General features: G+C 67.1%; 25 protein-coding genes and 1 riboswitch. Of the genes, 7 read left to right on the top strand and 18 right to left on the bottom strand.

Annotation, left to right across the window (positions count from 1 at the left end):
• Window positions 1–49 precede the first annotated feature (49 nt).
• On the top strand, window positions 50–883 hold the full coding sequence (locus ACZ5TO_RS14005) for an amidohydrolase family protein (RefSeq protein WP_464798519.1): 834 nt from the start codon (window positions 50–52) through the stop codon (window positions 881–883).
• Here ACZ5TO_RS14005 and ACZ5TO_RS14000 read toward each other — a convergent pair whose 3' ends face one another.
• The 17 genes from ACZ5TO_RS14000 to ACZ5TO_RS13920 form a co-directional block, all read right to left on the bottom strand.
• The gene (locus tag ACZ5TO_RS14000) at window positions 884–1,489 is read right to left on the bottom strand and encodes a thiamine phosphate synthase (protein ID WP_464798518.1); all 606 of its coding nucleotides are present in this window, start codon (window positions 1,487–1,489) and stop codon (window positions 884–886) included. It lies immediately after the preceding gene.
• Window positions 1,486–2,259 (bottom strand): thiazole synthase, encoded by a 774-nt coding sequence (locus ACZ5TO_RS13995; protein WP_464798517.1) that lies wholly within the window; start codon window positions 2,257–2,259, stop codon window positions 1,486–1,488. The genes ACZ5TO_RS14000 and ACZ5TO_RS13995 overlap by 4 nt, the downstream gene beginning before the upstream one ends.
• A gap of 1 nt (window position 2,260) precedes the next feature.
• Window positions 2,261–2,458 (bottom strand): sulfur carrier protein ThiS, encoded by a 198-nt coding sequence (thiS, locus tag ACZ5TO_RS13990; protein WP_464798516.1) that lies wholly within the window; start codon window positions 2,456–2,458, stop codon window positions 2,261–2,263.
• Window positions 2,455–3,429, bottom strand: a complete 975-nt coding sequence (gene thiO, locus ACZ5TO_RS13985) for a glycine oxidase ThiO (protein WP_464798515.1) — start codon at window positions 3,427–3,429, stop codon at window positions 2,455–2,457. Before thiO ends, thiS begins: the two co-directional genes overlap by 4 nt.
• Window positions 3,430–3,431: 2 nt before the next feature.
• A complete protein-coding gene (gene thiC / locus ACZ5TO_RS13980) occupies window positions 3,432–5,243 on the bottom strand; it encodes a phosphomethylpyrimidine synthase ThiC (protein WP_464798514.1) in 1,812 nt (603 codons plus the stop codon).
• A 91-nt stretch (window positions 5,244–5,334) separates the two neighbouring features.
• Window positions 5,335–5,451: riboswitch (TPP riboswitch) on the bottom strand.
• A 313-nt stretch (window positions 5,452–5,764) separates the two neighbouring features.
• Window positions 5,765–6,481, bottom strand: coding sequence for a Bax inhibitor-1/YccA family protein (locus ACZ5TO_RS13975; protein WP_464798513.1), 717 nt, complete (start codon window positions 6,479–6,481; stop codon window positions 5,765–5,767).
• A 24-nt stretch (window positions 6,482–6,505) separates the two neighbouring features.
• Window positions 6,506–7,279: an anti-sigma factor family protein gene (locus ACZ5TO_RS13970; RefSeq protein WP_464798512.1), complete on the bottom strand. Its 774-nt coding sequence runs from the start codon at window positions 7,277–7,279 to the stop codon at window positions 6,506–6,508.
• Window positions 7,266–7,811 carry a sigma-70 family RNA polymerase sigma factor gene (locus tag ACZ5TO_RS13965; RefSeq protein ID WP_464798511.1) on the bottom strand — a complete coding sequence of 182 codons (546 nt, stop codon included), beginning with the start codon at window positions 7,809–7,811 and terminating at the stop codon, window positions 7,266–7,268. The genes ACZ5TO_RS13970 and ACZ5TO_RS13965 overlap by 14 nt, the downstream gene beginning before the upstream one ends.
• A 131-nt stretch (window positions 7,812–7,942) precedes the next feature.
• Window positions 7,943–8,167, bottom strand: a complete 225-nt coding sequence (locus tag ACZ5TO_RS13960; protein ID WP_184145984.1) for a hypothetical protein — start codon at window positions 8,165–8,167, stop codon at window positions 7,943–7,945.
• Window positions 8,168–8,285: 118 nt separating this feature from the next.
• Window positions 8,286–8,999 (bottom strand): TfuA-like protein, encoded by a 714-nt coding sequence (locus ACZ5TO_RS13955; RefSeq protein WP_464798510.1) that lies wholly within the window; start codon window positions 8,997–8,999, stop codon window positions 8,286–8,288.
• On the bottom strand, window positions 8,996–10,204 hold the full coding sequence (locus ACZ5TO_RS13950; RefSeq protein ID WP_464798509.1) for a YcaO-like family protein: 1,209 nt from the start codon (window positions 10,202–10,204) through the stop codon (window positions 8,996–8,998). Before ACZ5TO_RS13950 ends, ACZ5TO_RS13955 begins: the two co-directional genes overlap by 4 nt.
• The gene (locus tag ACZ5TO_RS13945; protein WP_184145990.1) at window positions 10,201–10,440 is read right to left on the bottom strand and encodes a hypothetical protein; all 240 of its coding nucleotides are present in this window, start codon (window positions 10,438–10,440) and stop codon (window positions 10,201–10,203) included. The genes ACZ5TO_RS13950 and ACZ5TO_RS13945 overlap by 4 nt, the downstream gene beginning before the upstream one ends.
• Before the next feature lie 21 nt (window positions 10,441–10,461).
• Window positions 10,462–12,261, bottom strand: coding sequence for a hypothetical protein (locus tag ACZ5TO_RS13940; protein ID WP_464798508.1), 1,800 nt, complete (start codon window positions 12,259–12,261; stop codon window positions 10,462–10,464).
• A 6-nt stretch (window positions 12,262–12,267) separates the two neighbouring features.
• Entirely contained in the window at window positions 12,268–12,708 is a 441-nt protein-coding gene (locus ACZ5TO_RS13935; protein ID WP_464798507.1) for a helix-turn-helix domain-containing protein, read from the bottom strand.
• 127 nt (window positions 12,709–12,835) lie between these two features.
• On the bottom strand, window positions 12,836–13,597 hold the full coding sequence (locus tag ACZ5TO_RS13930) for an amino acid ABC transporter ATP-binding protein (RefSeq protein WP_464798506.1): 762 nt from the start codon (window positions 13,595–13,597) through the stop codon (window positions 12,836–12,838).
• Window positions 13,594–14,274, bottom strand: a complete 681-nt coding sequence (locus tag ACZ5TO_RS13925; protein ID WP_464798505.1) for an amino acid ABC transporter permease — start codon at window positions 14,272–14,274, stop codon at window positions 13,594–13,596. Before ACZ5TO_RS13925 ends, ACZ5TO_RS13930 begins: the two co-directional genes overlap by 4 nt.
• Window positions 14,275–14,380: 106 nt before the next feature.
• Complete coding sequence (locus ACZ5TO_RS13920) at window positions 14,381–15,154, bottom strand: amino acid ABC transporter substrate-binding protein (RefSeq protein ID WP_464798504.1); 774 nt, start codon at window positions 15,152–15,154, stop codon at window positions 14,381–14,383.
• Window positions 15,155–15,420: 266 nt separating this feature from the next.
• Here ACZ5TO_RS13920 and ACZ5TO_RS13915 point away from each other — a divergent pair, with 266 nt between their 5' ends.
• Genes ACZ5TO_RS13915 through ACZ5TO_RS13895 form a run of 5 tightly spaced genes read left to right on the top strand, consistent with a single transcriptional unit; the run spans window position 15,421 to window position 21,893 of the window.
• Window positions 15,421–17,016 carry a peptide ABC transporter substrate-binding protein gene (locus ACZ5TO_RS13915; protein ID WP_464798503.1) on the top strand — a complete coding sequence of 532 codons (1,596 nt, stop codon included), beginning with the start codon at window positions 15,421–15,423 and terminating at the stop codon, window positions 17,014–17,016.
• A 57-nt stretch (window positions 17,017–17,073) separates the two neighbouring features.
• The gene (gene oppB, locus ACZ5TO_RS13910; protein WP_464798502.1) at window positions 17,074–17,997 is read left to right on the top strand and encodes an oligopeptide ABC transporter permease OppB; all 924 of its coding nucleotides are present in this window, start codon (window positions 17,074–17,076) and stop codon (window positions 17,995–17,997) included.
• A complete protein-coding gene (locus ACZ5TO_RS13905) occupies window positions 17,990–19,120 on the top strand; it encodes an ABC transporter permease (protein ID WP_464798501.1) in 1,131 nt (376 codons plus the stop codon). Before oppB ends, ACZ5TO_RS13905 begins: the two co-directional genes overlap by 8 nt.
• A gap of 1 nt (window position 19,121) precedes the next feature.
• On the top strand, window positions 19,122–20,738 hold the full coding sequence (locus ACZ5TO_RS13900) for an ABC transporter ATP-binding protein (RefSeq protein WP_464798500.1): 1,617 nt from the start codon (window positions 19,122–19,124) through the stop codon (window positions 20,736–20,738).
• Between the two features lie 15 nt (window positions 20,739–20,753).
• Window positions 20,754–21,893, top strand: a complete 1,140-nt coding sequence (locus tag ACZ5TO_RS13895; RefSeq protein WP_464798499.1) for a gluconeogenesis factor YvcK family protein — start codon at window positions 20,754–20,756, stop codon at window positions 21,891–21,893.
• On the opposite strand, the gene ACZ5TO_RS13890 is transcribed toward ACZ5TO_RS13895, so the two are convergent.
• On the bottom strand, window positions 21,871–24,525 hold the full coding sequence (locus tag ACZ5TO_RS13890; protein WP_464798498.1) for a bifunctional diguanylate cyclase/phosphodiesterase: 2,655 nt from the start codon (window positions 24,523–24,525) through the stop codon (window positions 21,871–21,873). The two genes, ACZ5TO_RS13895 and ACZ5TO_RS13890, sit on opposite strands and share 23 nt — an antisense overlap.
• Window positions 24,526–24,775: 250 nt before the next feature.
• On the opposite strand from ACZ5TO_RS13890, the gene osmF reads away from it, so the two are divergent.
• Entirely contained in the window at window positions 24,776–25,687 is a 912-nt protein-coding gene (gene osmF / locus ACZ5TO_RS13885) for a glycine betaine ABC transporter substrate-binding protein OsmF (RefSeq protein WP_464798497.1), read from the top strand.
• Window positions 25,688–25,700 lie beyond the last annotated feature (13 nt).

The following is a 25,700-nucleotide window of genomic DNA, read 5'->3' as shown; positions in this document are numbered from 1 at the left end:
AACGGCTCATTCTTCTGTGCCAGTCTGCCGTCCCGAGGAGGCCCGCCGCATGATCGTCGACACCCACCTGCATCTCATCTACCGCGACCGGCTGTCCTATCCGTGGCTGGCCGGCACGCCGCCGCTCGACGCCGATTTCACCCACGAGACCTATGCGCGCGAGGCGCGCCGGCTCGGCATCGTCGCGGCGCTGCACATGGAGGTGGACGTCGCGGAAGAGGACATGGCGCGCGAGACGGAGATGGTCAAGGCGCTTTCGCGGCAGGCGGGGAGCCTCCTTGCCGGCGCCATCGCCTCCTGCCGGCCGGAATCGCCGGATTTCCCCGCCTATCTCGAAACGGTCCTTGCCGATCCCTTCGTGCGCGGCTTCCGCCGCGTGCTGCATGTCGTGCCGGACGACGTTTCCGAGGGCGCGCTCTTCCGCGAAAACATCCGCCGGCTTGCGGGAACCGGCCTCAATTTCGATCTCTGCGTGCTGCCGCACCAGATCGAGAAGGCCATTGCGCTTGCCGATCTTTCCCCCGACGTCTCCTTCGTGCTCGACCATTGCGGTGTACCGGACATCAAGGGTGGCGGCTTCGATGCCTGGAAGGGGCCGCTCGCCGAGATCGCCCGCCGGCCGAACGTGACGGTAAAGCTCTCCGGCATCCCGGCCTATGGCGCGGAGGACTGGACGCTGGAGGACCTCAAGCCCTATTTCGCCCATGTGGCGGAGAGCTTCGGCTTCGGCCGCATGGTCTGGGGCAGCGACTGGCCGGTCTGCACGCTGGGCGGCGGGCTTTCCACCTGGGTTGGCGCGACGCAGGCGCTGCTCTCCGGCGTCAGCCTGGAGGAAAAGCGCCGCGTCCTTTCGGAAAACGCCCGCCGGCTCTGGAAGATCTGATCAGCGCCAGCGGGCCGTCCGGGCGATCCATTCGCGGGTGCGCGCCTCCGGCTCGGCGCTCCGCGTGATGTCCGTCACCACGGCGGCGCTGTCGGCGCCGTTCCCGAAGACGACGGAAAGGCGGTCCGGGTTGAGCCCGCCGATGGCGACAAGCGAAAGCGGCGCGATGCGCGCCTTCCACACCTTCAGCCTTTCCACCCCCTGCGGCGCCCATTTCATCTGCTTGAGGATTGTCGGCCAAACGGGGCCGAGGGCGACGTAGTCGGGGCTTGCGGCAAGCGCGGTTGCGAGCTCCGCCTCGTCGTGGGTGGAAAGGCCGAGCTTCATTCCGGCGGCGCGGATGGCGGCGATATCGGCCTCCGCAAGGTCCTCCTGTCCCAGATGCACGAAGTCGCAGCCCTCCTTGATGGCGATCCGCCAGTAGTCGTTGACGACGAGCTGGCAGCCATGGGCGGCGCAGGTGGCTTTCGCGCGGCGGATCTCGGCGCGCAGGTGCGCCTCCGGCAGGTCCTTCATGCGAAGCTGCACGAGCTTTACGCCGAGCGGCACGAGGCGGTCGATCCAGCCGGCGCTGTCGACGATGAGATAGAAGGGATCGAGCGTCATGCGAAGACGGCCTTTCCGATGACGGGGGTGGAGGGGACGGCCATGTCGCGCGGTTCCAGTGGCACGGCCCTGTGCGCCAGCCGTCCCGCCTCGATGGCGAGCGCAAAGGCCTCGGCCATCGCGGCGGGATCGCCGGCGCCGGCGACGGCGGTGTTGAGCAGCACGGCATCGTAGCCGAGTTCCATGACGGCATTGGCATGGGACGGGCGGCCGATGCCGGCATCGACGATCAGCGGCACATCCGGGAAATGCGCCCGGAAGGTTTTGAGCGCCGCCGGGTTCACCGGCCCCATGGCCGAGCCGATCGGCGCGCACCAGGGCATCAGCACCTTGCAGCCGGCCTCCAGCAGCTTTTCGGCGACGACGAGGTCGTCGGTCGTATAGGGGAAGACCTGGAACCCCTCGCCGGTCAGGATGCGCGCCGCCTCGACGAGGCCGAAGACATCCGGCTGGAGCGTATCGTGATGGCCGATCACCTCCAGCTTGATCCAGTCCGTGCGGAAGACGTCCCGCGCCATCTTCGCCGTCAGCACCGCCTCCCGCACGCTGTGGCAGCCGGCCGTGTTGGGCAGGACCCGCACGCCGAGATCGCGCACGAGGTCGAAGAAGGCCCCGCCCGCCTTGCCACCCGCCGTCTCGCGGCGGAGCGACACGGTGACGATTTCCGCCTTCGCGCGCCGCACCGCCTCGGCGAGGATGGCGGGGGAGGGATAGCGGGCGGTGCCGAGCAGCAGGCGCGATTCCACCCATGTATCGTAGAGCTTCAGCATCTCAGCCTCCCTGCATGGGCGAGAGGATTTCGATGCGGTCGCTTTCGCCGAGCGTGAAGGCGGCGCGGTCCTCGCGATGCACCAGTTCGCCGTTCACCGCCGTTGCCAGCCATTCGCCCTCGTAGTCGAGGGCCGAGAGGAGATCGGCGAGCGTTGCGGCGGTTGTCTCCTGTTTCTCGCCGTTGACGATCAGGGTCATGAGGCTTTCCTTTCCGGTTGTTCGGCAAGCAGGCGCCGCGCGACCTCCCCGGCCATGGCGGGCGCGAGCAGGAAGCCGTGGCGGTAGAGGCCGTTGACATGGAGGGTCGTCCCCGCCTCCGTCACGCGCGGCAGGTTGTCGGGAAACGCCGGGCGGATGCCGGCGCCCGTTTCCGTAAGCCGTGCCTCACCGAAGGCAGGATGCAGGGCATAGGCGGCATTCAGCAGCTCCATCAGCGAGCGGGCGGTGACGGGGCCGGCATCGTCGCTCTCGATCATCGTCGCGCCCACCATGAAGCGACCTTTCCCGCGCGGCACGATGTAGATCGGGTGGCGCGGATGCAGGAGGCGCACGGGGCGGGAAAGGGTGATCTCGCCGGTTTCCAATGCCAGCATCTCGCCGCGCACGCCGCGAAGCTCGGGCAGGCGGCCGATCTGCGCAGCGCCGGTGCAATCGACGATACGGTCGTATCCGGCGGGTTCTTCCGCGCTGGCGAAGAGGAAGCGCATGCGCGCCTCCTCCAGCCCCGCTGTCAGCGCCGCGAGCGTATGGCGCGGATCGAGATGCGCCTCCTGCCGGAAGAACAGCGCCCGGCGGAAACGGCCGGCAAGGTCCGGCTCCAAGGCGGCGATGCCCGCTTCGTCCAGCCATTGCCAGCCGCTCGTGCGGCCGGCGAAGCGGTCGAGCTCGCCGGCATCGCGCCCGCTGGCAACCACCAGTGTTCCCTGCCGCTGCACATGGCCGGGAAGCGCCGCCTCCCACCAGTCGGCGGCGCGGCGGCCGAGCGTGAGGACGGGTTCCTCCGCGCTCTCCCGCTCGCACCACGGCGCCAGCATGCCGCCGGCATAGCCGGAGGCGCCGAGGCCCGCCGCCGCGTTGCACTCGGCGATGGTGACGTCGAAGCCGTGGCGATAGAGCTGCCAGGCGACCGTCAGGCCGGCGACGCCGGCGCCCTTGACGAGAATGCGCATGGTCATTCCCCCGCAAGCGGCATGTAGAGCTCGCCCCCCTCGCGGAACCTGGCGGCCATCGCCTCCAGCCCCTCCTTCTGCGCCTCGGCGCGGATATCGTGCGAGATGCGCATGGAGCAGAATTTCGGCCCGCACATGGAGCAGAAATGCGCGACCTTGTGCGCCTCCTTCGGCAGCGTCTCGTCGTGGAAGGCGCGCGCCGTCTCCGGGTCGAGCGAGAGGTTGAACTGGTCCTCCCAGCGGAACTCGAAGCGGGCGCGCGACAGGGCGTCGTCGCGGATTTTTGCCGCCGGATGGCCCTTGGCGAGATCGGCGGCATGGGCGGCGATCTTGTAGGTGATGACGCCCACCTTCACGTCGCCGCGGTCGGGCAGGCCGAGATGCTCCTTCGGCGTCACGTAGCAGAGCATGGCGGTGCCGAACCAGCCGATCATCGCCGCGCCGATGCCGGAGGTGATGTGGTCGTAGCCCGGAGCGATGTCCGTCGTCAGCGGCCCGAGCGTATAGAACGGCGCCTCGCCGCAGGTCGCAAGCTGCTTGTCCATGTTCTCCTTGATCTTGTGCATCGGCACATGGCCGGGGCCTTCGATCATGACCTGGCAATCCTTCGCCCATGCGATCTGCGTCAGCTCGCCCAGCGTTTCGAGTTCGGCGAATTGCGCGGCATCGTTGGCATCGGCGATGGAGCCGGGGCGAAGGCCGTCGCCGAGCGAGAAGGAAACGTCGTAAGCGCGGCAGATGTCGCAGATATCTTCAAAGTGCTCGTAGAGGAAGCTCTCGCGATGATGGTGCAGACACCACTTGGCCATGATCGAGCCGCCGCGCGAGACGATGCCGGTGACGCGGTTCACGGTCAGCGGAATGTAGTGCAGCCGCACGCCGGCATGGATGGTGAAATAGTCGACGCCCTGCTCGGCCTGCTCGATCAGCGTGTCGCGGAAGACCTCCCAGGTGAGGTCCTCGGCGATGCCGTTCACCTTTTCCAGCGCCTGGTAGAGCGGCACGGTGCCGATGGGGACCGGCGAGTTTCGGACGATCCATTCGCGGATATTGTGGATGTTGCGGCCGGTCGAAAGGTCCATGACCGTGTCGGCGCCCCAGCGGATCGCCCAGACCATCTTCTCCACCTCCTCCGCCATGGAGGAGGTGACGGCGGAGTTGCCGATATTGGCGTTGATCTTCACCAGGAAATTCCGGCCGATGATCATCGGCTCGGCTTCCGGGTGGTTGATGTTGGCGGGGATGACCGCCCGTCCGCTCGCGACCTCCTGGCGGACGAATTCCGGCGTCACGAAATCGGGAATGTGCGCGCCGAAACTCTCGCCGTCGCGGGCGAGCGCCTCCTTCGCGGCCTTGCGGCCGAGGTTTTCGCGGATGGCGATGAACTCCATCTCCGGCGTGACGATGCCGGCGCGGGCATAGGCGAGCTGCGTCACGGCCCGGCCGTCCTTCGCGCGGCGCGGGCGGCTCAGCACCGGGAATTCCGGCGTCAGCCGCTCGCCGGTGGCAAAGCCGTTGTCCTCCGGGCGGACATGGCGGCCGTCATAGGCCTCGGTGTCGCCGCGGGCGGCGATCCAGCCTTCGCGAAGGCGCGGCAGGCCGGCCTCGATGGCAACGGCATGGGCGGGATCGGTGTAGGGACCGGAGGCGTCGTAGACGGTGACGGGCGGCTCGCCGGAGGTCGGATGCAGGGCGATCTCGCGCATCGGCACGCGGATATCCGGGTGCAGTTCGCCGGGAATGTGGATCTTCCGCGAGGCGGGCAAGGCGCCGGTCGTGACGGTGGGGGTGAGTTTCTGGGCGGCAATGTTCATCGGTGAGGCTCCAAGTTTGCAGTTGGAGACCCAGTCCTAGAGCCGGAATGATGGAAGGACGCCGATGCGCAATCCGGTTCACGGATTGCCCCTCACAGCGCTTGCACCGTCCCTACGCCAGTATGAACTGGATCAGGTTCAACGGGTCACTGCGCTGCGGATGCCAGCAGTATCTCAGCCCCTTGTCGGGACCCCCCTGGTGAATGCGGTAAGCAAAAACGCTATGGGAGGATTTGTCAACATAGGTATTTTATGTAAGTATTTGCTTACTTTTTGTTGCGCTGCGCATTGATGATATCTAGCTGAAACAACAATCGAATTACGCCCCGCGTGACGCCCTCTCCGTCGTCATCCTCGGGCTTGACCCGAGGATCCACCGAAACGGCACGCGTGGAATTTGGGGCATGGATCCTCGGGTCAAGCCCGAGGATGACGAAGGAGAGGGGAGAGAGGAGGGGCTTGGCGGAAAGAAAAACGGCGGGGCATAGCCCCGCCGTCCCAGTTGACGTGGCTTGGGAAAACTATTCCCGCTCGCCCGTGAAATTCAACAGCAGCTGGAAGATGTTGACGAAGTTGAGGTAGAGGGAGAGCGCGCCGAAGACGGCCATCTTCTGCTGGGATTCCTGGTCGATGTTCTCGGCATATTGCTCCTTGATGTTCTGCGTGTCCCAGGCGGTGAGGCCGACGAAGACGGCGATGCCGATCACCGAGATGGCGAACTGCAGGGCGGTCGAGCCGAGGAAGATGTTGACCACGGAGGCGATGACGACGCCGATGAGGCCCATCATCAGGAAGGAGCCGAACTGCGAGAGGTCGCGCTTCGTCACGTAGCCGTAGAGGCTCGTCGTGCCGAACATGGTGGCGGCGATGAAGAAGGTGCGGGCGATGCTCGTGCCGGTGAAGACGAGGAACACCGAGGCGAGCGAGAGGCCCATGACGGCGCAGAAGGCCCAGAAGGTCATCTGCGCGGCGCTTGCCGACATCGTCTGGATCCTGAACGAGAAGAAGAAGACGAAGGCGAGCGGCGCCAGCATCACCACCCATTTGAGCGGCGAGGTGAAGATCGGCACGTAAAGCGCCGGCGTGGAGCCGACGACAAAGGCGACGAGGCCGGTGATGACGAGGCCGGCGCCCATATAGTTGTAGATGCGCAGCATGTGCTGGCGCAGGCCCTCGTCGAAGAGGGCGGCCGACTGCGCCTGCGCGCCGTGGCCGTATCGCTGCTGGATGGGTTCCATGGTGGTTCTCCTTTGTAGGGGGGATCAGTAGAGCGTGCGCAGGAGGTCCCGCGCGGTTCCGGCGAGGTCGTCGGCCTTGCGGCTTTCCGAGACCAGCGCATAGGCGACGTCGCCGATCTGCCAGTAGGCGGCGCGGGCATTGTCGGCGTGGAAGAGCAGGACCTGCTGCACGGCGAAGGAGCCGGGGCGCACGGCGAAGAGCGACAGGCGCTCGCCCTTTTCCGGCTCCAGTTCCAGCTCCACGCTCGGGCCGTAGACGGAGGGGTAGACCTGCGCGTCGATCACGCTCCAGCCCTCCGGCAGGTCCGGCAGGACGATGGCCGTCGCTGAGCGGATTTCCGCCGGGTCGAAGCCGTCGGTCTCCGGCTGCGATGCCATGGCGTCGCGCAGGAGCGTGGTGCGGTGCGCGCGCACGGCCTCCTCCACGAAGGCGGGCGGCGGGGTGGAGGCGATGACCTCCGTTGCACCGAACGGGCCGAAGGCGGCATGGGCCGCCCAGCCGGCGGCGACAAAGAGCGCGATGGTGGCGGCGCGGCGCAAGCCCGTGAAGACGCGGCGGCGCGACAGCGAACGCTCCAGGAGCCGCGCGGCCTCGCGCGTCGCGAGTCGGCCCGGCGTGCGGTGGTCGGCGAGCGCCAGGCGCAGTTCGTCGCGCACGCGCAGGTCCTTCATGATCTGCGCGGCGACCTCCGGCCGTTCCGAGAGATAGGCTTCCACCTCGATGCGCCGGCCGACGGCGAGCTGCTCGTCGACATAGGCGTTGAGGTCGGATTCGAGGATGGGATCATTGCTTGTCATCGCCAGTGCCTCCGACGAGTCTGAGATGGGTGCCCGGGCCGGCCCGCTCGCCCTGCTCGAAGGCGCGCAGGCGCTGGCGCGCGCGGGCGACGCGCGACATCAGCGTGCCGACGGGAATGCCGAGCGCCTCGGCCGCCTCCTGGTAGGAAAGCTCCTCGATGGCGACCAGGTGCAGGGCCGCGCGCTGCTCTTCCGGCAGGGCGAAGAAGGCGTTGCGGAGCTGCGTGAGGCGGACCGAATGGTCCTGGTCGGCGGGCGCCACGGTCTGAGCGATCCCGGCGAGGGCGTCGAGGCGGCGCTCCTGCGAGCGGCGCTGGCGCAGCCGGTCGACATGGGCATTGTGCAGGATCGACATCAGCCAGTTGCGCACATTGGCGCCGGTGCGGAAGGTCCCCTGCCGCTCATAGGCCTTCACGAGCGCGTCGTGCACGAGGTCTTCGGCCTCGTCCGCACTGCGCACGAGCGAGAGCGCATAGCGCCGAAGCGCGCCGAGCTGGCCGATCACGTTGAAGCCGGGTGTCTTTCCGTTCATGCCCCAGTATACGGAACCCGGGCCGCTTCCATTCCATCCCTATCGAGAAAAAATCGCATGGGGATTGCAAACGGGATCGACGGCCGGTCCTCAGACGAGGGCCGGCCGTGCGATATGCCTTGGAGAATGGATCAGCAGAGCGGCGAGCGGTTCATCAGCATGATGTCGCTCGACGTCAGCGTGACGCGCGACGGCTCGTCGATCTGGTCGAGCACGGCATGCAATGCCTTGTCCAGGCAGAACTCGGCGACCTCCGCGTTCAGCGATTTTGCCGATTCCAGCGCGAAGGCGACAAGCCTTGCCAGCGCCATCAGTTCATGACTGCGGTCTTCACTCTCGATCGTATCGATGTCCATGTCCCTGCCCCCGGAGCGAACGCTCTTTTCTAGCCCTCGCGGCGAGTATAGGCGTGACACTTCCGCTTCGCGCGTGACTTGGGCGTGACACACGCGGAATGGGAAAACGCGCGTTCTTTCAGGTTTCCGGTTGATCTGCCGCCATGCGCCAGAGAGATGTCGCCCGAAAGCGCCAGTCTCCCCGTTTTGCAGGGCTTTCCGTACCGCAGTCGCGAAGCGCGGCGAGGAGGGCGAGTGCATCTTCCCGCTTTCTGTCCACATTTTCTGCGAGGATAAGTTGTATCAAATCGGCGCGGTTTTCCGCAAGGCCAGCCCCGCTGAGGATCGCGGGCCAGGTCCGGTCCTTGTAGAAGAGGGCGCGGGCGGCGGTGCGAAGGCGTTCCAGGTCTTTTCCGCCGAGGCGTCCCAGCGTCTCCAGTCGGTCGAGCGTCGCTTCCACGTTGACGAGGGCGAGCGAGAGGGCGGGATAGCCGAGTTCGGCCGGCCCGTGCAGCAGCGCGACATCCGCGTCGTCGACACGGCGGCCGCCTGCATAATCCTCGTAGATGGCGCCGATGCCGATCATGCCGAAGGTGTCGCATTCGGCTGCCCGCAGCGCGCCCATGCTGGCCGCGCCGAAGACGGCGACACCCGCCTCCAGCGCATAGAGGATCTCCTTGTGCCAGACGGGCGCGACATGCTCGAAATTGCCGTCGACGATGCCGATGGCCGTCGCGCCTGCACGCACCGCGGCAAGAACGTCGCCATGGGCGGCCGGCGGGCGGGCTTCGACCGCGCCGGCGCAAAGGCGGGGGGCATCGGGCAGGCTGGGACCGGCGAAGAGGATCTTCATGGCGTTCCGAACACCATGCGGGACAGCGCGCGGGGGCCGACGGCATGGCGGCGCGCCCCTTCGGGATTTTCAAGGGCGGGCACGACCATCTTGACCACCGAGACGGGAAGGGAGGCATCGCCGAGCGGCACCGCGACGACCGGGCCGATGCCGGCCGCCGCCAGCCGCTCCAGGCACCAGGCGAGCAGCGCGGCGGCATCGCCCGAGGGAGCGGGGTAGGCCTTCGCCGGCCGCGGCCGGGCCTCGAAGAGCGCAAGCGTCTCGGCCGGCAGCGGCCGGGTGAAGGTCTCGGCGAAGAGATCGTCGCGCGCCCCGCTGATGAAGGTCAGCCGCGACTGGGCGACCTCGGTGAGCGCGCGGATGGCGGCCCGGGCGGCGACGGGATGGGTGCCGTAGCCGATCGTCGCATCGTGGAAGAGCGGGCGCTGCCGCTTCAGGATGCCGTTTTCGGCAAGCACGGCGGCATAGGTGGGAACGGCGAGGTCGCTGGTGATGTCGAAGAGGCGAAGATCGAGGCCGCTGCCGTGGAAGCGGGCGGCAAGGTCGTCAACGACGGGACTGGCAAGGTCCGCGGGGTCGACGGCGGCCGCGAGGCGGCTTTCGCGCGGCAGGAGGCGCCACAGCCGGTCGGCATCCCGCTCGATGCGCTCCAGCAGGCCGTGCAGCATGGCCTCCGTCTCGCAATTGCCCGAGGCGAGGCCGTCGGAGGATTGCCAGAAGCACGGCGTGGCATTCGTTCGGTCGAGGCAGACGGCCTCCTGCGGCACCCAGACGCGCGCGCCCGTCACCACGTCGCGGCCGGCCAGCCAGTCGAGCGTCTCGTCCTCGCCGACGAAAGGCTGGCCGGCGGCGATGAAGACGTCGAGCGGAAGGCACGTTTCGCCCGTCGCGGCGAAGTCGCGCCGGGCGGCGGAACGGGCGGGAACGAGCGGATCGCCCGCCACTGCCCGCTCCAGCGCCTCCATGGCGGCGGAGACCTTGGCGTCGATATCCGTGATGCCCTTGCCCTGGTTGATGACGATCGAGCGGGCATTCGGGCTCACGGCATTCCAGACGGGAATGCCGGGACGGTCGAGCCCCGTCAGGCGCGACAGCCGGGTGATGCCGAAGCGGGGCAGCAGCGCCGCGATCCGGCGCCAGGTCTCATCGGGGCCGCAGATGCGGTCCGAACAGGCTGCCGCCACTTCCGCGGTGCCGCGGCTCATGTGTCCATGAAGCCGCCGGATACGTCCATGAACCCGCCGGACACGGCGTCCGCCGAGGAGGCGAGCGCGGCGAGATTGACGCCCTTGACCACAGACGCGCCGGCCTTGCGCAGGTCGTCCGCCGCCTTCAGCGCGCCGGTCGTCGGCGCGGCGATCTGCGTGACGGTGCCGGCATCGAGATCGGCGACCCAGAGGCCGTCATCGCCTTCGATCCCCAGAACAACAAGCCTTGCCATGTTCAGCCCTCCCTTGGAAAATCAGAAACCGGCCTTCTTCAGGCCCTCGTAGTAGTGCGCGCGCTGCCACTCCTCCTTGAAGGGCACGATCGCCATCCAGGAGTCGAGGTCGAAATCGGGGTGCACCTCGTAGGTGCGGCGAATGAACTGCCGGGCCTTCTTCATGTCGCCGAGCATGCTCCAGCTCGCCGCCGAAAGGCGGTCGGCGGGCGTGCGGTCCTTCATGCGGCCGATATAGTCGAGCGCCTGGCTGTAGTGCCCGAGCGAATAGCTGGCGCCGGCGGCCGTCCAGAAATATTCGTCCGGCGGCAGGGGGTTGAGCTCGATCGCGTGCTCGATCTTCTGCAGGCCCACATCCGGCCGGGAGGCCTGCACGAGCGTGTCGGCATAGCTCGCGATCACATTGGCATAGTGCGGGCTCAGCGCCTCGGCCCGGTCGAGATAGGCCGCGCTGTCGTCGAACTGGCGGGCGTAGAGTTTCACGACGCCGAGTTCGCGGTAGCCGGCGGGCAGGCGCTCGTCGGCGCGGATGGCCATCTCCGCGTGCCGCTCGGCCTGGCGCAGGAGGTCGGCGTCGCCGCGGGCCGTCACCAGCCATTCGAGGAAATAGCTGCGGGCAAGGCCGCCGATGGCCGGGGCGAAGCCGGCATTGGCCTGCAGGGCCTCGCGGAAGCTCTTGCGGGCGCGGCGGATATCCGGCAGCGCCAGGTTCTTCAAGTGCCCCTGGCCGATCAGGAAGCTGCGATAGGCATCCGCATCGCGCTCGTAGTCGCCGCGCACCAGCTCGTTGCGCTCGATCTGCGTGGCGATGGCGCCGGCGACGTGCTGGGCGATCATCTGGCGGGAACGCGCAAGGCCTTCCGCCGAGATCGGGAAACGGTCGGCCCAGATGACCTCGTCGCTGCCGAAGAAGATGAGCTGGGCGAAGAGCGTATGCCCTTGGCCCTCGTCGCGCAGCCGCGTCTCCAGGATATAGCTGATCTTGTGGCGCTCGTAGGTGGCGGCGCGGTCAGCCTGCAGCGAGATCTGCGCGGCGGTGTGCGGCGCGATGATGGAAATGGAGCGCAGCACGCAAAGGCCGATCGTCACGTCCTCGATCAGTGCTTCGGAAAAGCGGACCGCCGCACGAGAGGCAAGGCTTGTGACGGGCGGCAGGAGGACGAGGCGCGGCGGGTTGCGGCGCGGCGGCGGCGCCTCCCCGGTCGGCGGCAGGAGGATCTGTGCCGGCGGCTCCCGCGTCATCAGGCCGACGGCCGCCGGGCGCCCGATGAGGAGCGCGCGCACCTCCTCGTCGTCGGGCGTCCTTTCCAGAAGGCGGAGGGCGGCGGCGGAGCGGACCTGCCGCGGGGCGTCGTCTTCCCCGCCGTCGACCAGGGCCCGGCGCAGAAGCGCCATGTGGCCTGCGCGCTGCAGGGCGATCCAGTTTTCGAGGCTTCGGTTGCGGGGTTTTGCCGATTTCAGGAAATCTTCGGCGAGAAGCTCGACCAGAAGGCCGAGACCGGCGCCCTCGCGGACCTGCTCGACGTCGCATTCCACGGGCTCGCGTCCAAGGGCGATGGCGCTTTCGGTGAAGGCGAGATAGGCCCGGCCGAGCTCGTTCTGGCGTTTCTGCACGCGCGAGACGGTCTGGCGGAGGCTGGCGAAGGCGGCGGGGCTCGCCTCGTCCCAGAAGAGGCCGGCCGCATCGGCGCGCGACATTTCGGAAAGGCCGCGCGTGCGAAGGTAGCAGAGGATCAGCAGCGCCTTTTCGGGAAAGGCGACGTCGTTTCCGCCCTCATCGAGCAGGCGCAGCTGGCCGAACGTCTGCAGCCGTGCCGGCATTTTGGGTCAGATCCGCAGTTCCGGAGCGCTTTCCGCGCGGTCGCCGGCCTCGGCGGCGCTGGCCCGCGAAAGGGCGGTGGCGAGCTGGATGATCGACTTGCGCACGCCCGCATCCTCGATCTTCAGGAAGGCGCGGTTGAGGTCGAGGCCCTCCTTGGAGGAGACGAAGGTGGAGACGTCGCCGGTTTCCTGCCCGACGGCCGTGCTCGGCCCGGCGCTCTCGTCGTCCTGGAAGAAGAAGCTCGGCGGCACGCGGAAGACGTCGGAGATCGCCTGCAGGCGGCTGGCGCTGATGCGGTTGGTGCCCTTCTCGTATTTCTGCACCTGTTGGAAGGTCACGCCCAGCCGGTCGGCGAGCGCTTCCTGGCTCATGCCGACCATGAGGCGGCGAAGGCGGACGCGGGAGCCGACGAAAACGTCGATCGGATTGGGTGTTTTCTTGGTCATGAGGCTTTCTCCCCTGAAGGCATGCCGGGGCATGGCGGGACACGAACACGCCGTCACTGTGCTTGAATCGCCCGGATGATGCAACTGCCGCGACCCGTATTTTCACCGTGCCGCGGCATCCGGCGGCCTAGATGTCGTAACTCTGGGGCGCGCTGAGGGAGGCGATGAACCTCTTCGTGCGCTCGCGTTCGGGCATGGTGAAGATGGCGCGCGGCGGCCCTTCTTCGACGACCACGCCGCCGTCGAGGAAGACGACGGCGTCGGCGACGCGCGAGGCAAGGCGCAGGTCGTGCGTCGCCATCACCATGGTCGTGCCCTCGCGCGCAAGGCGGCTCAGCACCTCGACGACTTCCTCGGCGAGCTCCGGATCGAGCGCGGAGGTCGGCTCGTCGCAGAGGAGCACACGCGGCGAGGGGGCGAGCGCACGGGCAATCGCCACGCGCTGCTGCTGGCCGCCGGACAGCGTCGCCGGCCAGGCCTCGGCCTTGTGCGCCATGCCGACCTTCTCCAGCAGCTCCATGGCGCGGGCGCGCGCCTTGTCGGCCGGCCATTTGAGGACCGTCACGAGGCCTTCCATGACGTTGCCGATGGCCGTCTGGTGCGGGAAGAGCTGGAAATTCTGGAAGACCATGCCGGTCTGGCGGCGCAGCTTCTGGATCGCCTCCCAACCGACCTTGCGGCCGGGGGCGAACTCGATCCGCTCCTCGCCGAGACGGATAGCGCCGGAGGTCGGCACTTCCAGGAGGTTGATGCAGCGCAGGAGCGTGCTCTTGCCGCCGCCGGACGGGCCGACCAGCGCGGTCACGGTGCCTTCGGCCAGCGTGAGGCTGATGTCGCGCAGCACATGGTTGTCGCCGAAGCGCTTTTCGATATGGGACAGCTCGATCATGTGCGGGCCTCCAGGAAGCCGCCGTAGCGGGCGAAGCGCCGCTCGAGTCGCACCTGCAGCGACGAGAGCACCGAGCTCAGCGCGAGATAGATCAGCGCCGCCTCGATATAGAGGATCAGCGGCTCGTAGGTGGTGGCGACGATGCGCTGGGCGGTCTGGAAGAGCTCCGGCACGGTGACGGCGGCGGCGAGCGAGGTGTCCTTCACCAGCGAGATGAAGGTGTTGGAGAGCGGTGGGATGGCGACGCGCGTCGCCTGCGGCAGGACGGTGCGGCGCATGGCCTGCGACCAGCTCATGCCGACGGAGTAGGCCGCTTCCCACTGGCCGCGCGGCACGGCGGAGATGGCCGCCCGCACGATCTCGGAGGAATAGGCGCCGACATTGAGCGTGAAGCCGATCAGCGCCGCCGGGAAGGCGTCGAGCAGGATGCCGAGGCTCGGCAGGCCGTAGAAGATGACGAAGAGCTGCACGAGCAGCGGCGTGCCGCGGATCACCCAGACATAGAAGCGGGCGATATCGGAGAGCGGCCGCGGCGCGAAGAGCCGCGCGACGGCGGTCAGGAGGCCGAGCGCAAGGCCGAGCACGAAGGAGGCAAGGGTCAGCGGAATGGTGAAGACGAGCGCCGCCCACAGAAGGGGGGCGAGCGACTCCTGCATCAGTTGAAGCCACGGCGGCACGGGGACGATCCTCCGGAAATGCGGCTGGCCGGGGCAATACCCGGCCAGTTCGTGCGTTTATCTATATGCGAGGAACGGGCCGGCGCGAAGAGCCGCCCGGCAGGACTTACTTGGAGACGTCCTGGCCGAAATACTTGTCCGAGATCTTCTTATAGGTGCCGTCGGCCTTGATGTCGGCGAGCGCCTTGTTGATCGCTTCCAGAAGCTCCGGCTCGCCCTTGCGGATGATGATGCCGGAATAGTCGGCGCCTTCCTGCTCGGCGGCGATCTTCACGTTGGCGTCGGGCTTGTGCTTCTTGAAGTCGAGGAAGGACAGGCTGTCGTTGATCGTGGCGTCGGCGCGGCCGGTCAGCACGAGCTGGATCGACTGGTCGAAGCCGTCGGTGCCGACGAGCTCGGCGCCCGACTGCTGGGCGAGCTTGCCGAAGTTGCTGGTCAGCGACTGGGCGGCCTTCTTGCCCTTGAGGTCGGAAAAGCCCTTGATGCTGTCGTCGTCGGCCCGCACGATCAGCACGGCCTTGGAGGCGATGTAGGGCTCGGAGAAGTCGTACTTCTTCTTGCGCTCCTCGGTGATGCCGACCTGGTTGATCACGGTGTCGTAGCGGTTGGCGTCGAGGCCGGCGATGAGGCCGTCCCACTTGCCTTCGAGGAACTCGGCCTTGACGCCGAGCTTTTCGGCGACGGCTTCGCCGATCTCGACGTCGAAGCCGACCAGCTTGCCGTCGGCGTCATGGTAGGTGAAGGGGGCGTAGGTGCCTTCCGTGCCGATCTTCAGCGCGCCGGCGCTCTTGATGGCGGCGAGGTTTTCGCCCGCATGGGCGGGGGCGAGGACGGCAGCCTGGAGGGCCGCTGCGGCGGCGAGGGTCTTCAACCAGTTCATTTGGAACTCCGTTTCCGGTTGTGAATTCGATGGCCGATCATTCGCAGAAATCCATGCGAAACGATGGGCAGAAAACTGCGATTTATTTGGGCAAAGGCAAATATTTTTCTCATTTTTTGCGGCTTTCTACGGCCGAAGCCGGCATTTCGCCTGTCCTTCGGGGCCATGCGAGGCCTGTGCATTTCCTGTTTGCGGGGACTTGCCAAGCCGGCAAACTAGGACAATTGATGTGGCACCCAAAAACAACAACGGGGAAGGAAAAACAAATGGCAAACAGAATTCTTGGCTTGCGTGCGGCGCTTCTGGCCGGTGCGATCCTCATCGGCGCGAGCCCGGCATTCGCCGAGGCGGTGCTTCACCGCGGCAATGCCGGCGAGCCGCAGACGCTCGACCAGGCGCATACTTCCATCAACATCGAGGAGTTCATCCTGAAGGACCTCTACGAGGGCCTGACGGTCTATGACGCCGCCGGCAAGATCGTTCCCGGCGCCGCGGAGAGCTGGACGGTTTCCGACGACGGCACGGTCTACACCTTCAAGCTGCGCGAGAACGCCAAGTGGTCGGACGGCTCCCCGGTGACCGCGGACGACTTCGTCTTCTCCTTCACGCGCGTCGAAGACCCGAAGACCGCCGCCGGCTACGCCAACATCCTTTACCCGATCAAGAACGCCGAGAAGGTCAACAAGGGCGAGGCCGGCCTCGACCAGCTCGGCGTGAAGGCCGTCGACACCAAGACCGTGGAAGTCACGCTGGAGCGCCCGACGCCCTTCTTCCTGGAGCTGCTCGCCCACCAGACGGCGCTGCCGGTCTCCAAGGCGAGCGTCGAGAAGAACGGCGCCGACTTCGTCAAGCCCGGCACGATGGTCTCCAACGGCGCCTTCAAGCTCGTCAGCCACGTTCCGAACGACAACCTCGTCGTCGAGAAGAACCCGAACTACTGGGACGCCGCCAACGTCAAGCTCGACAAGGTGGTCTTCTACCCGATCGACGACCAGGCCGCGTCCGTGCGCCGCTTCGAGGCCAAGGAAATGGACCTCGTCTACAACTTCTCCGCCGACCAGATCGAGCGGCTGAAGAAGAGCTATGGCGACGAGGTCCACGTCTCGCCGACGCTTGCGACCTATTACTACGCCTTCGACACCCGCCAGGAGCCCTATAGCGACGTCAACGTGCGCCGGGCCCTTTCCATGGCCGTCGACCGCGATTTCCTTGCCAAGGAGATCTATTCCGGCTCGCAGATCCCGGCCTATTCCATGGTCCCCCCGGGCATCCAGGGCTATGAGCCGGCCAAGGCCGATTTCGCCGACCTCTCCCAGCTCGACCGTGAGGACAAGGCTGTCGAACTGATGAAGGAAGCCGGCTACGGCGAGGGCGGCAAGCCGCTGAAGATCGAGATCCGCTACAACACCAACCCGAACCACGAGCGCGTGGCGACGGCCGTGGCCGACATGTGGAAGAACACGTTCGGCGCGGACGTCTCGCTCGTCAATCTCGACGTCTCCTCGCACTACGCCTACCTCCAGGAGGGCGGCAAGTTCAACGTGGCGCGCGCCGGCTGGGTCGCCGACTATGCGGATGCGGAGAACTTCCTTGCCCTTTCGACGAGCGGCAACAAGACCTTCAACTACGGCCAGTTCAACAACGCCGACTATGACGCGCTGATGAAGAAGTCGTACGAGGAGCGCGATCCGGCGGCCCGCGCCAAGGTGCTGCACGATGCCGAAGCCCTGCTCATGAAGGAGCAGCCGATCGCCCCGCTCCTCGCGCAGGCCGACCTGTGGCTGGTCTCCAGCAAGGTTCACGGTTGGCAGGACAATGCCGCCGACCAGCACTTGAGCCGCTTCCTCAGCGTTTCTGAATGATCCGCGGCCGGTGCGCGGCCTGACCGGCCGCGCACCGCGCTTCAGGGAGTGCCAGCCATGCTTTCCTTCGTTCTGCGGCGCCTTGCCAGCGCCGTGCCGACGCTGTTCATCGTCGTCACCATCTCGTTCTTCCTCATGCGCTTTGCGCCCGGCGGACCGTTCAACCTCGAGCGCCCCCTTCCGCCCGCCACGATGGAAAACCTGATGCGGGCCTACCAGCTCGATCAGCCGCTCTGGCGGCAATATCTCACCTATATGGGCAATGCCGTGACCGGCGACTTCGGCCCGAGCTACGTCTACAAGGACAATTCCGTCGCCGAGCTCATCGGCAAGGGCCTGCCCTATTCGATGGAGCTCGGCTTCTATGCGCTGCTGCTGGCGCTCGTCGGCGGCGTGGTCGTCGGCACCATCGCGGCGCTGCGGCAGAACAGCCTCCTCGATTTTTCCGTCATGTCGGTGGCGACCATCGGCGTGACGGTGCCGAACTTCGTCGTCGGCCCGGTGCTGACGCTGATCTTCGCCATCATGCTCTCCTGGTTGCCGGCCGGCGGCTGGGGCGACGGGTCGCTGCGCTTCCTCATCCTGCCGATGATCGCGCTCGCCCTGCCGCAGCTTGCCGTCTTCGCACGGCTGACCCGCGGCTCGATGATCGAGGCGCTGCGCACCGACCATATCCGCACCGCGCGGGCCTACGGCCTGCCGGCAAGGTCCGTGGTGGTGGTGCATGCCATGCGCGGCGCCATGCTGCCCATCGTCTCCTATCTCGCACCCTGCGCGGCCGCGCTCCTGACGGGCTCGGCGGTGGTCGAGACCATCTTCACCATTCCCGGCGTCGGGCGCTATTTCGTGCTCGGCGCGATCAACCGCGACTATACGCTCGTCATGGGCACGGTCGTCTTGATCGCCATCTTCGTCATCGTCTTCAACCTGGCTGTCGACATTCTCTATGGCCTGCTCGATCCGAGGGTTCGCCATGACTGACGCCGCCGTCTCCCCGTCCCCGGCGGCCGAGGTGAAGGGCCGCAGCCTCTTCCAGCTCGCGCTCCTGCGCTTCCGCCGCAACCGCCCCGCCATGGCGGGCTCCGTCATGCTGGTGCTGATCGCCTGCTTCTCCTTCCTCGGGCCGTTCGTCATCAGCCACAGCTACGACCAGGTCTTCTCCTCCTACGTCACCACCCCGCCGAGCCTCGAGCCGCGGCCGGGCGCCGATGCGCTGGAGGAGGCGACGAAGCGGGTCGCGGCCCGCGCGCGCGTCGAGCTGCAATCCTTCTCCGTCGAGGGCGAGACCTTCACGGCCGTCGTCACCGCCAGGGATCCGATCGATCCGCGCGCGGCGCGCTATTTCGACCGCGCCAACGAGTTCGACAAGACCGAGGTTACGGCCAGCGAGGACGACGGCCGCAAGCTGACGCTCACGGGCGTGGTCGACCGGGAATATTTCCTGTTCGGCACCGATACCAACGGGCGCGACCTGATGGCGCGCGTCATGCTCGGCGGGCAGATCTCGATTGCGGTCGGCCTCCTCGCCAGCCTCGTCTCGCTCGGCATCGGCGTCGTCTACGGCGCGATCTCCGGCTATATGGGCGGGCGCATCGACAATGTGATGATGCGCTTTGTGGAGATCCTCTATTCGTTGCCCTTCGTCTTCCTCGTCGTGGTGCTCGTCGTCTTCTTCGGGCGCAGCTTCGTTTTGATCTTCATCGTCATCGGCGCGGTGGAATGGCTCGACATGGCCCGCATCGTGCGCGGCCAGACGCTGTCCTTGAAACGGCGGGAGTTCATCGGCGCGGCGGAGGCGCTCGGGCTCACCGACTGGCAGATCATCCGCCGGCACGTCATCCCCAACACGATCGGCCCGGTCGTCATCTTCATCACGGTCATCGTGCCGAAGGTGATCCTGCTCGAAAGTTTCCTCTCCTTCCTCGGCCTCGGCGTTCAGGCGCCGCTGACGAGCTGGGGCTCGCTGATCGCGGAAGGCGCCAACAACATGCAGTCGGCGCCGTGGCTGCTCGTCTTCCCCGCCATCTTCTTCGTCGTCACGCTCTTCTCGCTGAATTTCGTCGGCGACGGCCTGCGCGACGCATTCGACCCGAAGGACCGCTGACATGACGGAGGAAACGAAAGCCATGGAGCCGATCCTGTCCGTCCGCGATCTCAAGGTCTCCTTCACGACGCCGGACGGCGACGTGAACGCGGTCAAGGGCATCGACCTCGACGTGCGCCCCGGCGAGACGCTGGCGGTGGTGGGCGAGAGCGGCTCCGGCAAGAGCCAGACCATGATGGGCATCATGGGCCTCATCGCCGCCAACGGCACCGTCACGGGCTCGGCGACGTATCGCGGGCAGGAGATGGTCGGGCTCGATCCGAAGGCGCTCAACGCCATCCGCGGCGCGAAGATCACCATGATCTTCCAGGAGCCGATGACCTCGCTCGATCCGCTCTACCCGATCGGCAAGCAGATCGCCGAGGTGATCGTGCATCATCGCGGCGGCACGCAGAAACAGGCGCGCCCGCGCGTCCTGGAGCTGCTGAAGCTCGTCGGCATTCCCGATCCCGAACGCCGCATCGACAGCTATCCGCACGAAATGTCCGGCGGCCAGCGCCAGCGCGTCATGATCGCCATGGCGCTCGCCAACGAGCCGGACATCCTGATCGCCGACGAGCCGACGACGGCGCTCGACGTGACGATCCAGGCGCAGATCCTCAAGCTCCTGCGCGACCTGCAGAAGCGTTTCGACATGGCCATCGTGCTCATCACGCACGACCTCGGCATCGTCCGGCACTTCGCCGAGCGGGTCGTCGTCATGCGGCGCGGCGAGGTGGTGGAGCAGGGGGCGACGGGCGAGCTCTTCGAGAACCCCAAGGCCGACTACACGCGCATGCTGATCGAGGCCGAGCCCTCCGGCCGCAAGGCAGCGCCGCCGGACAATGCGCCGATCATCCTCGAAGGCCGCAACGTCGTCGTCGACTACAGGATCGACGGCGGGCTCCTGAAGAAGCGCGCCTCCACCTTCCGCGCCGTCGACGATGTCACGATCAGCCTGCACGAGGGCCAGACCATCGGCGTCGTCGGGGAATCGGGCTCCGGCAAGTCGACGCTCGGCCGCGCGCTCCTGCGCCTCATCGCCAGCGAGGGCGCCTACCGTTTCGGCAGGACGGACATTTCCGGGCTCGATCGTGCCGGCATGCGCCCGCTTCGGCGCAGCATGCAGCTCGTCTTCCAGGATCCCTACGGCTCGCTCTCGCCGCGCCAGACGGTGGGCGAGATCATCACCGAGGGGCTTTACGTCCACGAGCCGCAGCTTTCGCGCGCAGAGCGCGACAAGCGGGCCATCGAGGCGCTGAAAGAGGTCGGCCTCGATCCGGCGGCGCGCAACCGCTATCCGCACGAATTCTCCGGCGGCCAGCGCCAGCGCATCGCCATCGCCCGGGCGATGATCCTGAAACCGCAGGCCGTGGTGCTCGACGAGCCGACCTCGGCGCTCGACCGCTCGGTGCAGGGCCAGGTGATCGAGCTCCTGCGCGATCTCCAGGCCCGCTACGGCCTTTCCTATGTTTTCATCAGCCATGACCTTTCGGTGGTGCGCGCCATGTCCGACTATGTCGTGGTGATGAAGGACGGCAGGATCGTCGAGGAGGGACCGACGGACGCCATTTTCAGCGCGCCGCAGGCGGCCTATACCAGAACCCTGATCGGGGCGGCCTACAACATCGCGCCATAATTTCGGAGAAACGGAATGGCCGAAGGCCGCTTGCCGCATATCGTGCTCTTTTCGGGCGGCACCGCCTGCCGCTCGACCAATCTTGCGCTCTGCTCCAAGCCGGTGCGGCTGACGCGCATCGTGCCGGCCTGGGACAGCGGCGGCAGTTCCAAGGTCATCCGCGAAAGCCTCGGCGTGCTGGCCGTCGGCGATATCCGGCAGGCGCTGATGACCATGGCGCACGGCGAGGGGCGGGCGGGCGACGTCGTCAAGGTCTGCAACGCGCGGCTTACCAGCGGGGCGGAGGCGGATGCCCGCACCGAATTCTCGCTCTATGCGGAGGGCCGGCATCCGCTCCTGGAGCGCATGGAGCCGGGCCTTCGCGGCGCGATCCTCAATTACCTGCGCACCTTCCGGGCGGCCATCGGGGCGGATTTCGATTTCCGCAACGGCAGCATCGGCAATTTCATCCTGACCGGCGCGCATCTCGCCCATAACCGCGACATCAACACCGCCATCTTCGTCTTCCGCAAGCTCTGCGACGTGACGGGCCATGTCTGGCCGTCGACGGCGGCGGACGGTGTGGCGCTCTCCGCTGTGTTGAACGACGGCAGCCGCGTGGAAGGCCAGCATCGCGTGACGGGGCTCGACGACGGGCAGAGCCCGACGGGTATCCGCGAGATATCGCTTACGGCCGCTGGCGGAGGCGTGCCGGCCAACGAGGCGGCGATCGAGAGCCTTGAAAGCGCCGATGCCATCGTCTTCGGGCCGGGCAGCTTCTTCACCAGCGTGCTGCCGCATTTCCTCGTCGAGGGCGTCGTGCCGGCCATCGCGCGCAACATCCATGCCCGGCGCATCTTCATCGGCAATATCCTGCAATGCCGCGAGACGCGCGGGCTGGACCTTGCACGCATGCTGGAGATCGCCGCCGGACTCTGGCGCGCGCGGGGCGGGGCGGACGTGCGGCCCTTCACCCATGTACTCGCCAACCGCCAGCTCCTGCCCTTCGAGAAGACGGTGGGGGCCTTCGCCTATCTCGGCAACGGCGCGCTGGAGGAGGCCTCTGCGCACCTCGGCGCGGAGGCGCTGATCGGCGAGTTCGAGGACCCGTGGCAGCGCGGCAACCACGACGGCCGCGCCGTCGCCGACGCCCTCAGCCTGCTGCTGCAGCGCTAGCGGCCGGCTTCCAGTCCCGCGCCTTTGCGAAGGCAAGGAAATCCTCCGCGCTCATCGGCCGCGCGAAGGCGTAGCCCTGCAGGGCATGGCAGCCGAGGCGGCGCAGGAGATCGGCATGGGCGAGCGTTTCCACACCCTCGGCCACCGTCTCGATGCCGCGTACCTTGCCGATCTCGACGATGGAGCGCACGAGGCTCTGCTGCGCGGTGGATTCGAGCAGCGGCAGAACGAGCCGGCGGTCGATCTTCAGCCGCTTGGGCGACAGTTCCAGGAGGCTGACGATGGAGGCATGGCCAGTGCCGAAGTCGTCGATCTCGATATCGATGCCGAGCGCCTTGATCTCCTCGATCGCCTGTTTCAGCGCGTCGTCGGCCGTGTCGAAGGAGATCGATTCCAGAAGCTCGAAGGTCAGCGTGCCGGGCCGCAGGTTCATCGATCTCAGCTTGTCGACGAGGCCTTCCTCGTGCAGGCGCTGGCAGGAGACGTTGACCGAGACGCACGGGATGCCGAGATCGTGCGCCTCCCAGCGCGCGGCCTGGAACAGCGCCTGGTCGAGAATGGTCTCGTCGATCTGCGAAACGACGTTGAGGCTTTCGGCGACGGGCAGGAAGACGTCCGGCGGGATGAAACCGCGCGTGGGATGCTCCCAGCGGGCAAGCGCTTCCACGCCGACGATCTCGAGCGTCTGCGCATCGAACTGCGGCTGGAAGAAGGGCCGGAACTCGCCGCGCTCGAGGCCGCGCAGGATAGCGTCGCCAAGCCTCTTGGCCTCCACGGTGCGCAGGCGCAGGTCGTCGTTGAAAGCCTCCACGCGGTTGCGCCCGCGGCGCTTGGCCTCGTAGAGCGCGATGTCGGCGTTGACGAGAAGCTGGTCGGCGGATTCGTCCGGCTCGCCGCGGGTGGCGATGCCGATGCTGGCGCCGATGCGACAGTCGTGGCCGTCGATCGCCATCGGCTCGCTGATCGCCTGGATCAGGCAGGCCGAAAGGGCGGAGAAATCGGCATCGGCCGGGTCGCGGCGCGAGAGCAGCACGAACTCGTCGCCGCCGATGCGGGCGATGAAATCCTCCTGCGGCGCCTTGGCGCGCAGCACCCGGGCGGCCTGCTTGAGCACCTCGTCGCCGGCGGCATGGCCGAGCGTGTCGTTGATGTCCTTGAAGCGGTCGAGGTCGATGTGCAGCAGGGTCAGCGGGCGGCCGTCGCCGGCAAGCGCGAGCTGCTGGTCGAGGAAGCGCCGGTTCGGCAGGCGGGTGAGCGCGTCGTGCAGCGAATTGTGCTCCAGCACGAGCCGCGCGTCCTCCAGCGCCCGGTTCTGCGCCTCGGCGGTCAGCTTGGCCTGGAGCAGTTCGGCCCGAAGGAGGGTGTCTTCCGTCACATCCCAATTGGCGCCGACGATGCGCTTGGTGCCGGAGGAGGAGCGGTAGGTCATGCCGTGCGCGCGGATATGATGGACCTTGCCGTCCCGGTTCAGCACGCGGAATTCGGTGATATAGGGCCTTTCCGTCTCGATGGCCTCGGTGAAGACGCGCTCGGCCTCCTCGATATCCTCTGGGTGGAGCGCCGCGCGCCAGTCCTCGTATTTGCAGACGGGCCGGCCGGCCGGCACGCCGTAGAGGGCGCGCATGCGCGCGTCCCAGGAGAGGGTGCCCGTCTCCGTATCGTATTCCCACACGCCGACGCGGGAGGCGTCGAGCGCAAGCTGCAGGCGCTGCGAGACGGCTTCCAGCCTGTCTTCACGGTCCTGCAGCGCCAGGATATGCCTATGGCGATCCTTCATCAGATAGCCGACCCAGAACATCGGCGCGACGATGATGAGGGCAAGGAGCGCCAGCCCGCCGCGGAAGAGGCCGAGGCCGGCGGTCGTGTGGGCCCAGCCATTCACCGGCGCCGCGGCCATGGTCCAGACCTCATGGCCGATGTCGATCGTCATCACCACCGGGTCGGCGTCGACCGGCGCCCGCGTGCTGAAGAACAGGCGCGCCCTGCCGCCGTCGCGCGCGCGGCTGGAAAGCGAGACGGCGATGCGCATGTCGTCCTTGAAGCCGCTGGCGTCGAGCAGCCTGTCGAGGTCGATCACCGCCGATGCGATGCCGTAGAAGGCGTTGTCTCGGCCCGCATGGATGGGGTAGCGCGCGATGACGCCGCGCCCGCCCTGCACGAGATCGACCGGGCCGGTGACGATCAGCTTGTCGAGGTCGCGCACCTGGAGAGCGGCGGCGCGCTGCTGCGCATTCTTGCGGTAGTCGAGGCCGATGCTGCGCTCGTTGCCCTTGAGGGGATAGGCGAGGGAGACGACGAAATCCGGCGCGATGGCGAGGTTGCGAAGCTGGTTCTCCTCGCCGAAGATGCGGCCGGCAAGATCGGCGAAGCGGGCCGGCGACATGTCCGGCTCGGTCGAGAGCGTCGCGACGAGCCCCTGCACGAGCTTCACGTTGCCGAGGATGTTGCCCTGCAGGCGCGAGCGCAGCAGGCCGATCTGCTCGGTGGTGAAGGAGCGCAGGTACTCTTCTTCGAGCCGCCGCTTCTGGACGTCGGCGAGGAGGGCGGCGACCAGGACGGCGACGGCCGTGACGATGGCGGGGATGTAGTATCCCAGCCCGCGCAGGGATAATGAGGCATTCCGGTCGGTCATCGTGCTTCGTTCGTCCCGCACTTGTCCCTCTGCCGGGCAGGCCTGCCCAGGATCGGCTCTTGCAGGACGATGGCAGACACGGCTTAATATTTGCTGACGAGCCGGTTGAAAGCGAAAGCCGGCTCGCCGCACGGCGCCGCGGTCTATTTTTTGCGGTTTGCTGCAATATATGGAATGCTTTGCCCGGACGGGGTTTGCCGAATGTGATGTGAATGCCGCCACGGGTTCCCGCACAACGAAAGGTTTTTTCATGCGCCCAGCCGTCAAATTCCTCGGAGCAGCCCTGGCGCTCGGCCTTGCCGCCGGCGCGGCCAATGCCCAGGTCGTCGTTTCCTCCAAGATCGATACCGAGGGCGGCGTCCTCGGCAACATCATCCTCGCCGTGCTCAACGCCAACGGCATCGAGACGACGGACCGCGTGCAGCTCGGCGCGACGCCCGTCGTGCGCAAGGCGATCACCGCCGGCGAGATCGACATCTACCCGGAATATACCGGCAACGCCGCCTTCTTCTTCGAGAAGGCCGACGATCCGGCCTGGAAGGATGCCACCAAGGCCTACGAGCTTGCCAAGACGCTCGACTACGACGCCAACAAGATCGTCTGGCTGACGCCCTCGCCCGCCAACAACACCTGGGCGATCGCGCTGCGCAAGGACGTCGCCGAACCGAACAAGCTGGTGACGCTGACGGACTTCGGCAAATACGTCTCGGGCGGCGGGAACGTCGTGCTGGCGGCCTCGTCGGAATTCGTCAATTCCGCAGCCGCCCTTCCGGCCTTCCAGACGACCTACGGCTTCACGCTCAAGCCGGAACAGCTCATCACGCTTTCGGGCGGCGACACGGCCGCGACCATCGCGGCGGCCGCCAACCAGACGAACGGCGCCAATGCCGCCATGGTCTACGGCACGGACGGCGGCATCGCGCCGTCGGGCCTCGCCGTGCTGGACGACGACAAGGGCGTGCAGCCGGTCTACCAGCCGACCCCGATCATCCGCGAGGAGGTGCTGAAGGCCAATCCGCAGATCGAGGACCTCCTGAAGCCCGTCTTCGAGAAGCTCGACCTCGTGACCCTCCAGGACCTCAACGGCCGCGTGCAGGTCGGCGGCGAACCGGCGAAGGCCGTCGCCGAGGACTTCCTGAAGAAGAACGGCTTCCTGAAATAGGCCGCTTGCGCCC

Source organism: Shinella sp. Sh6 (assembly GCF_055392685.1).
This window is presented reverse-complemented; position numbering and strand designations above follow the sequence as displayed.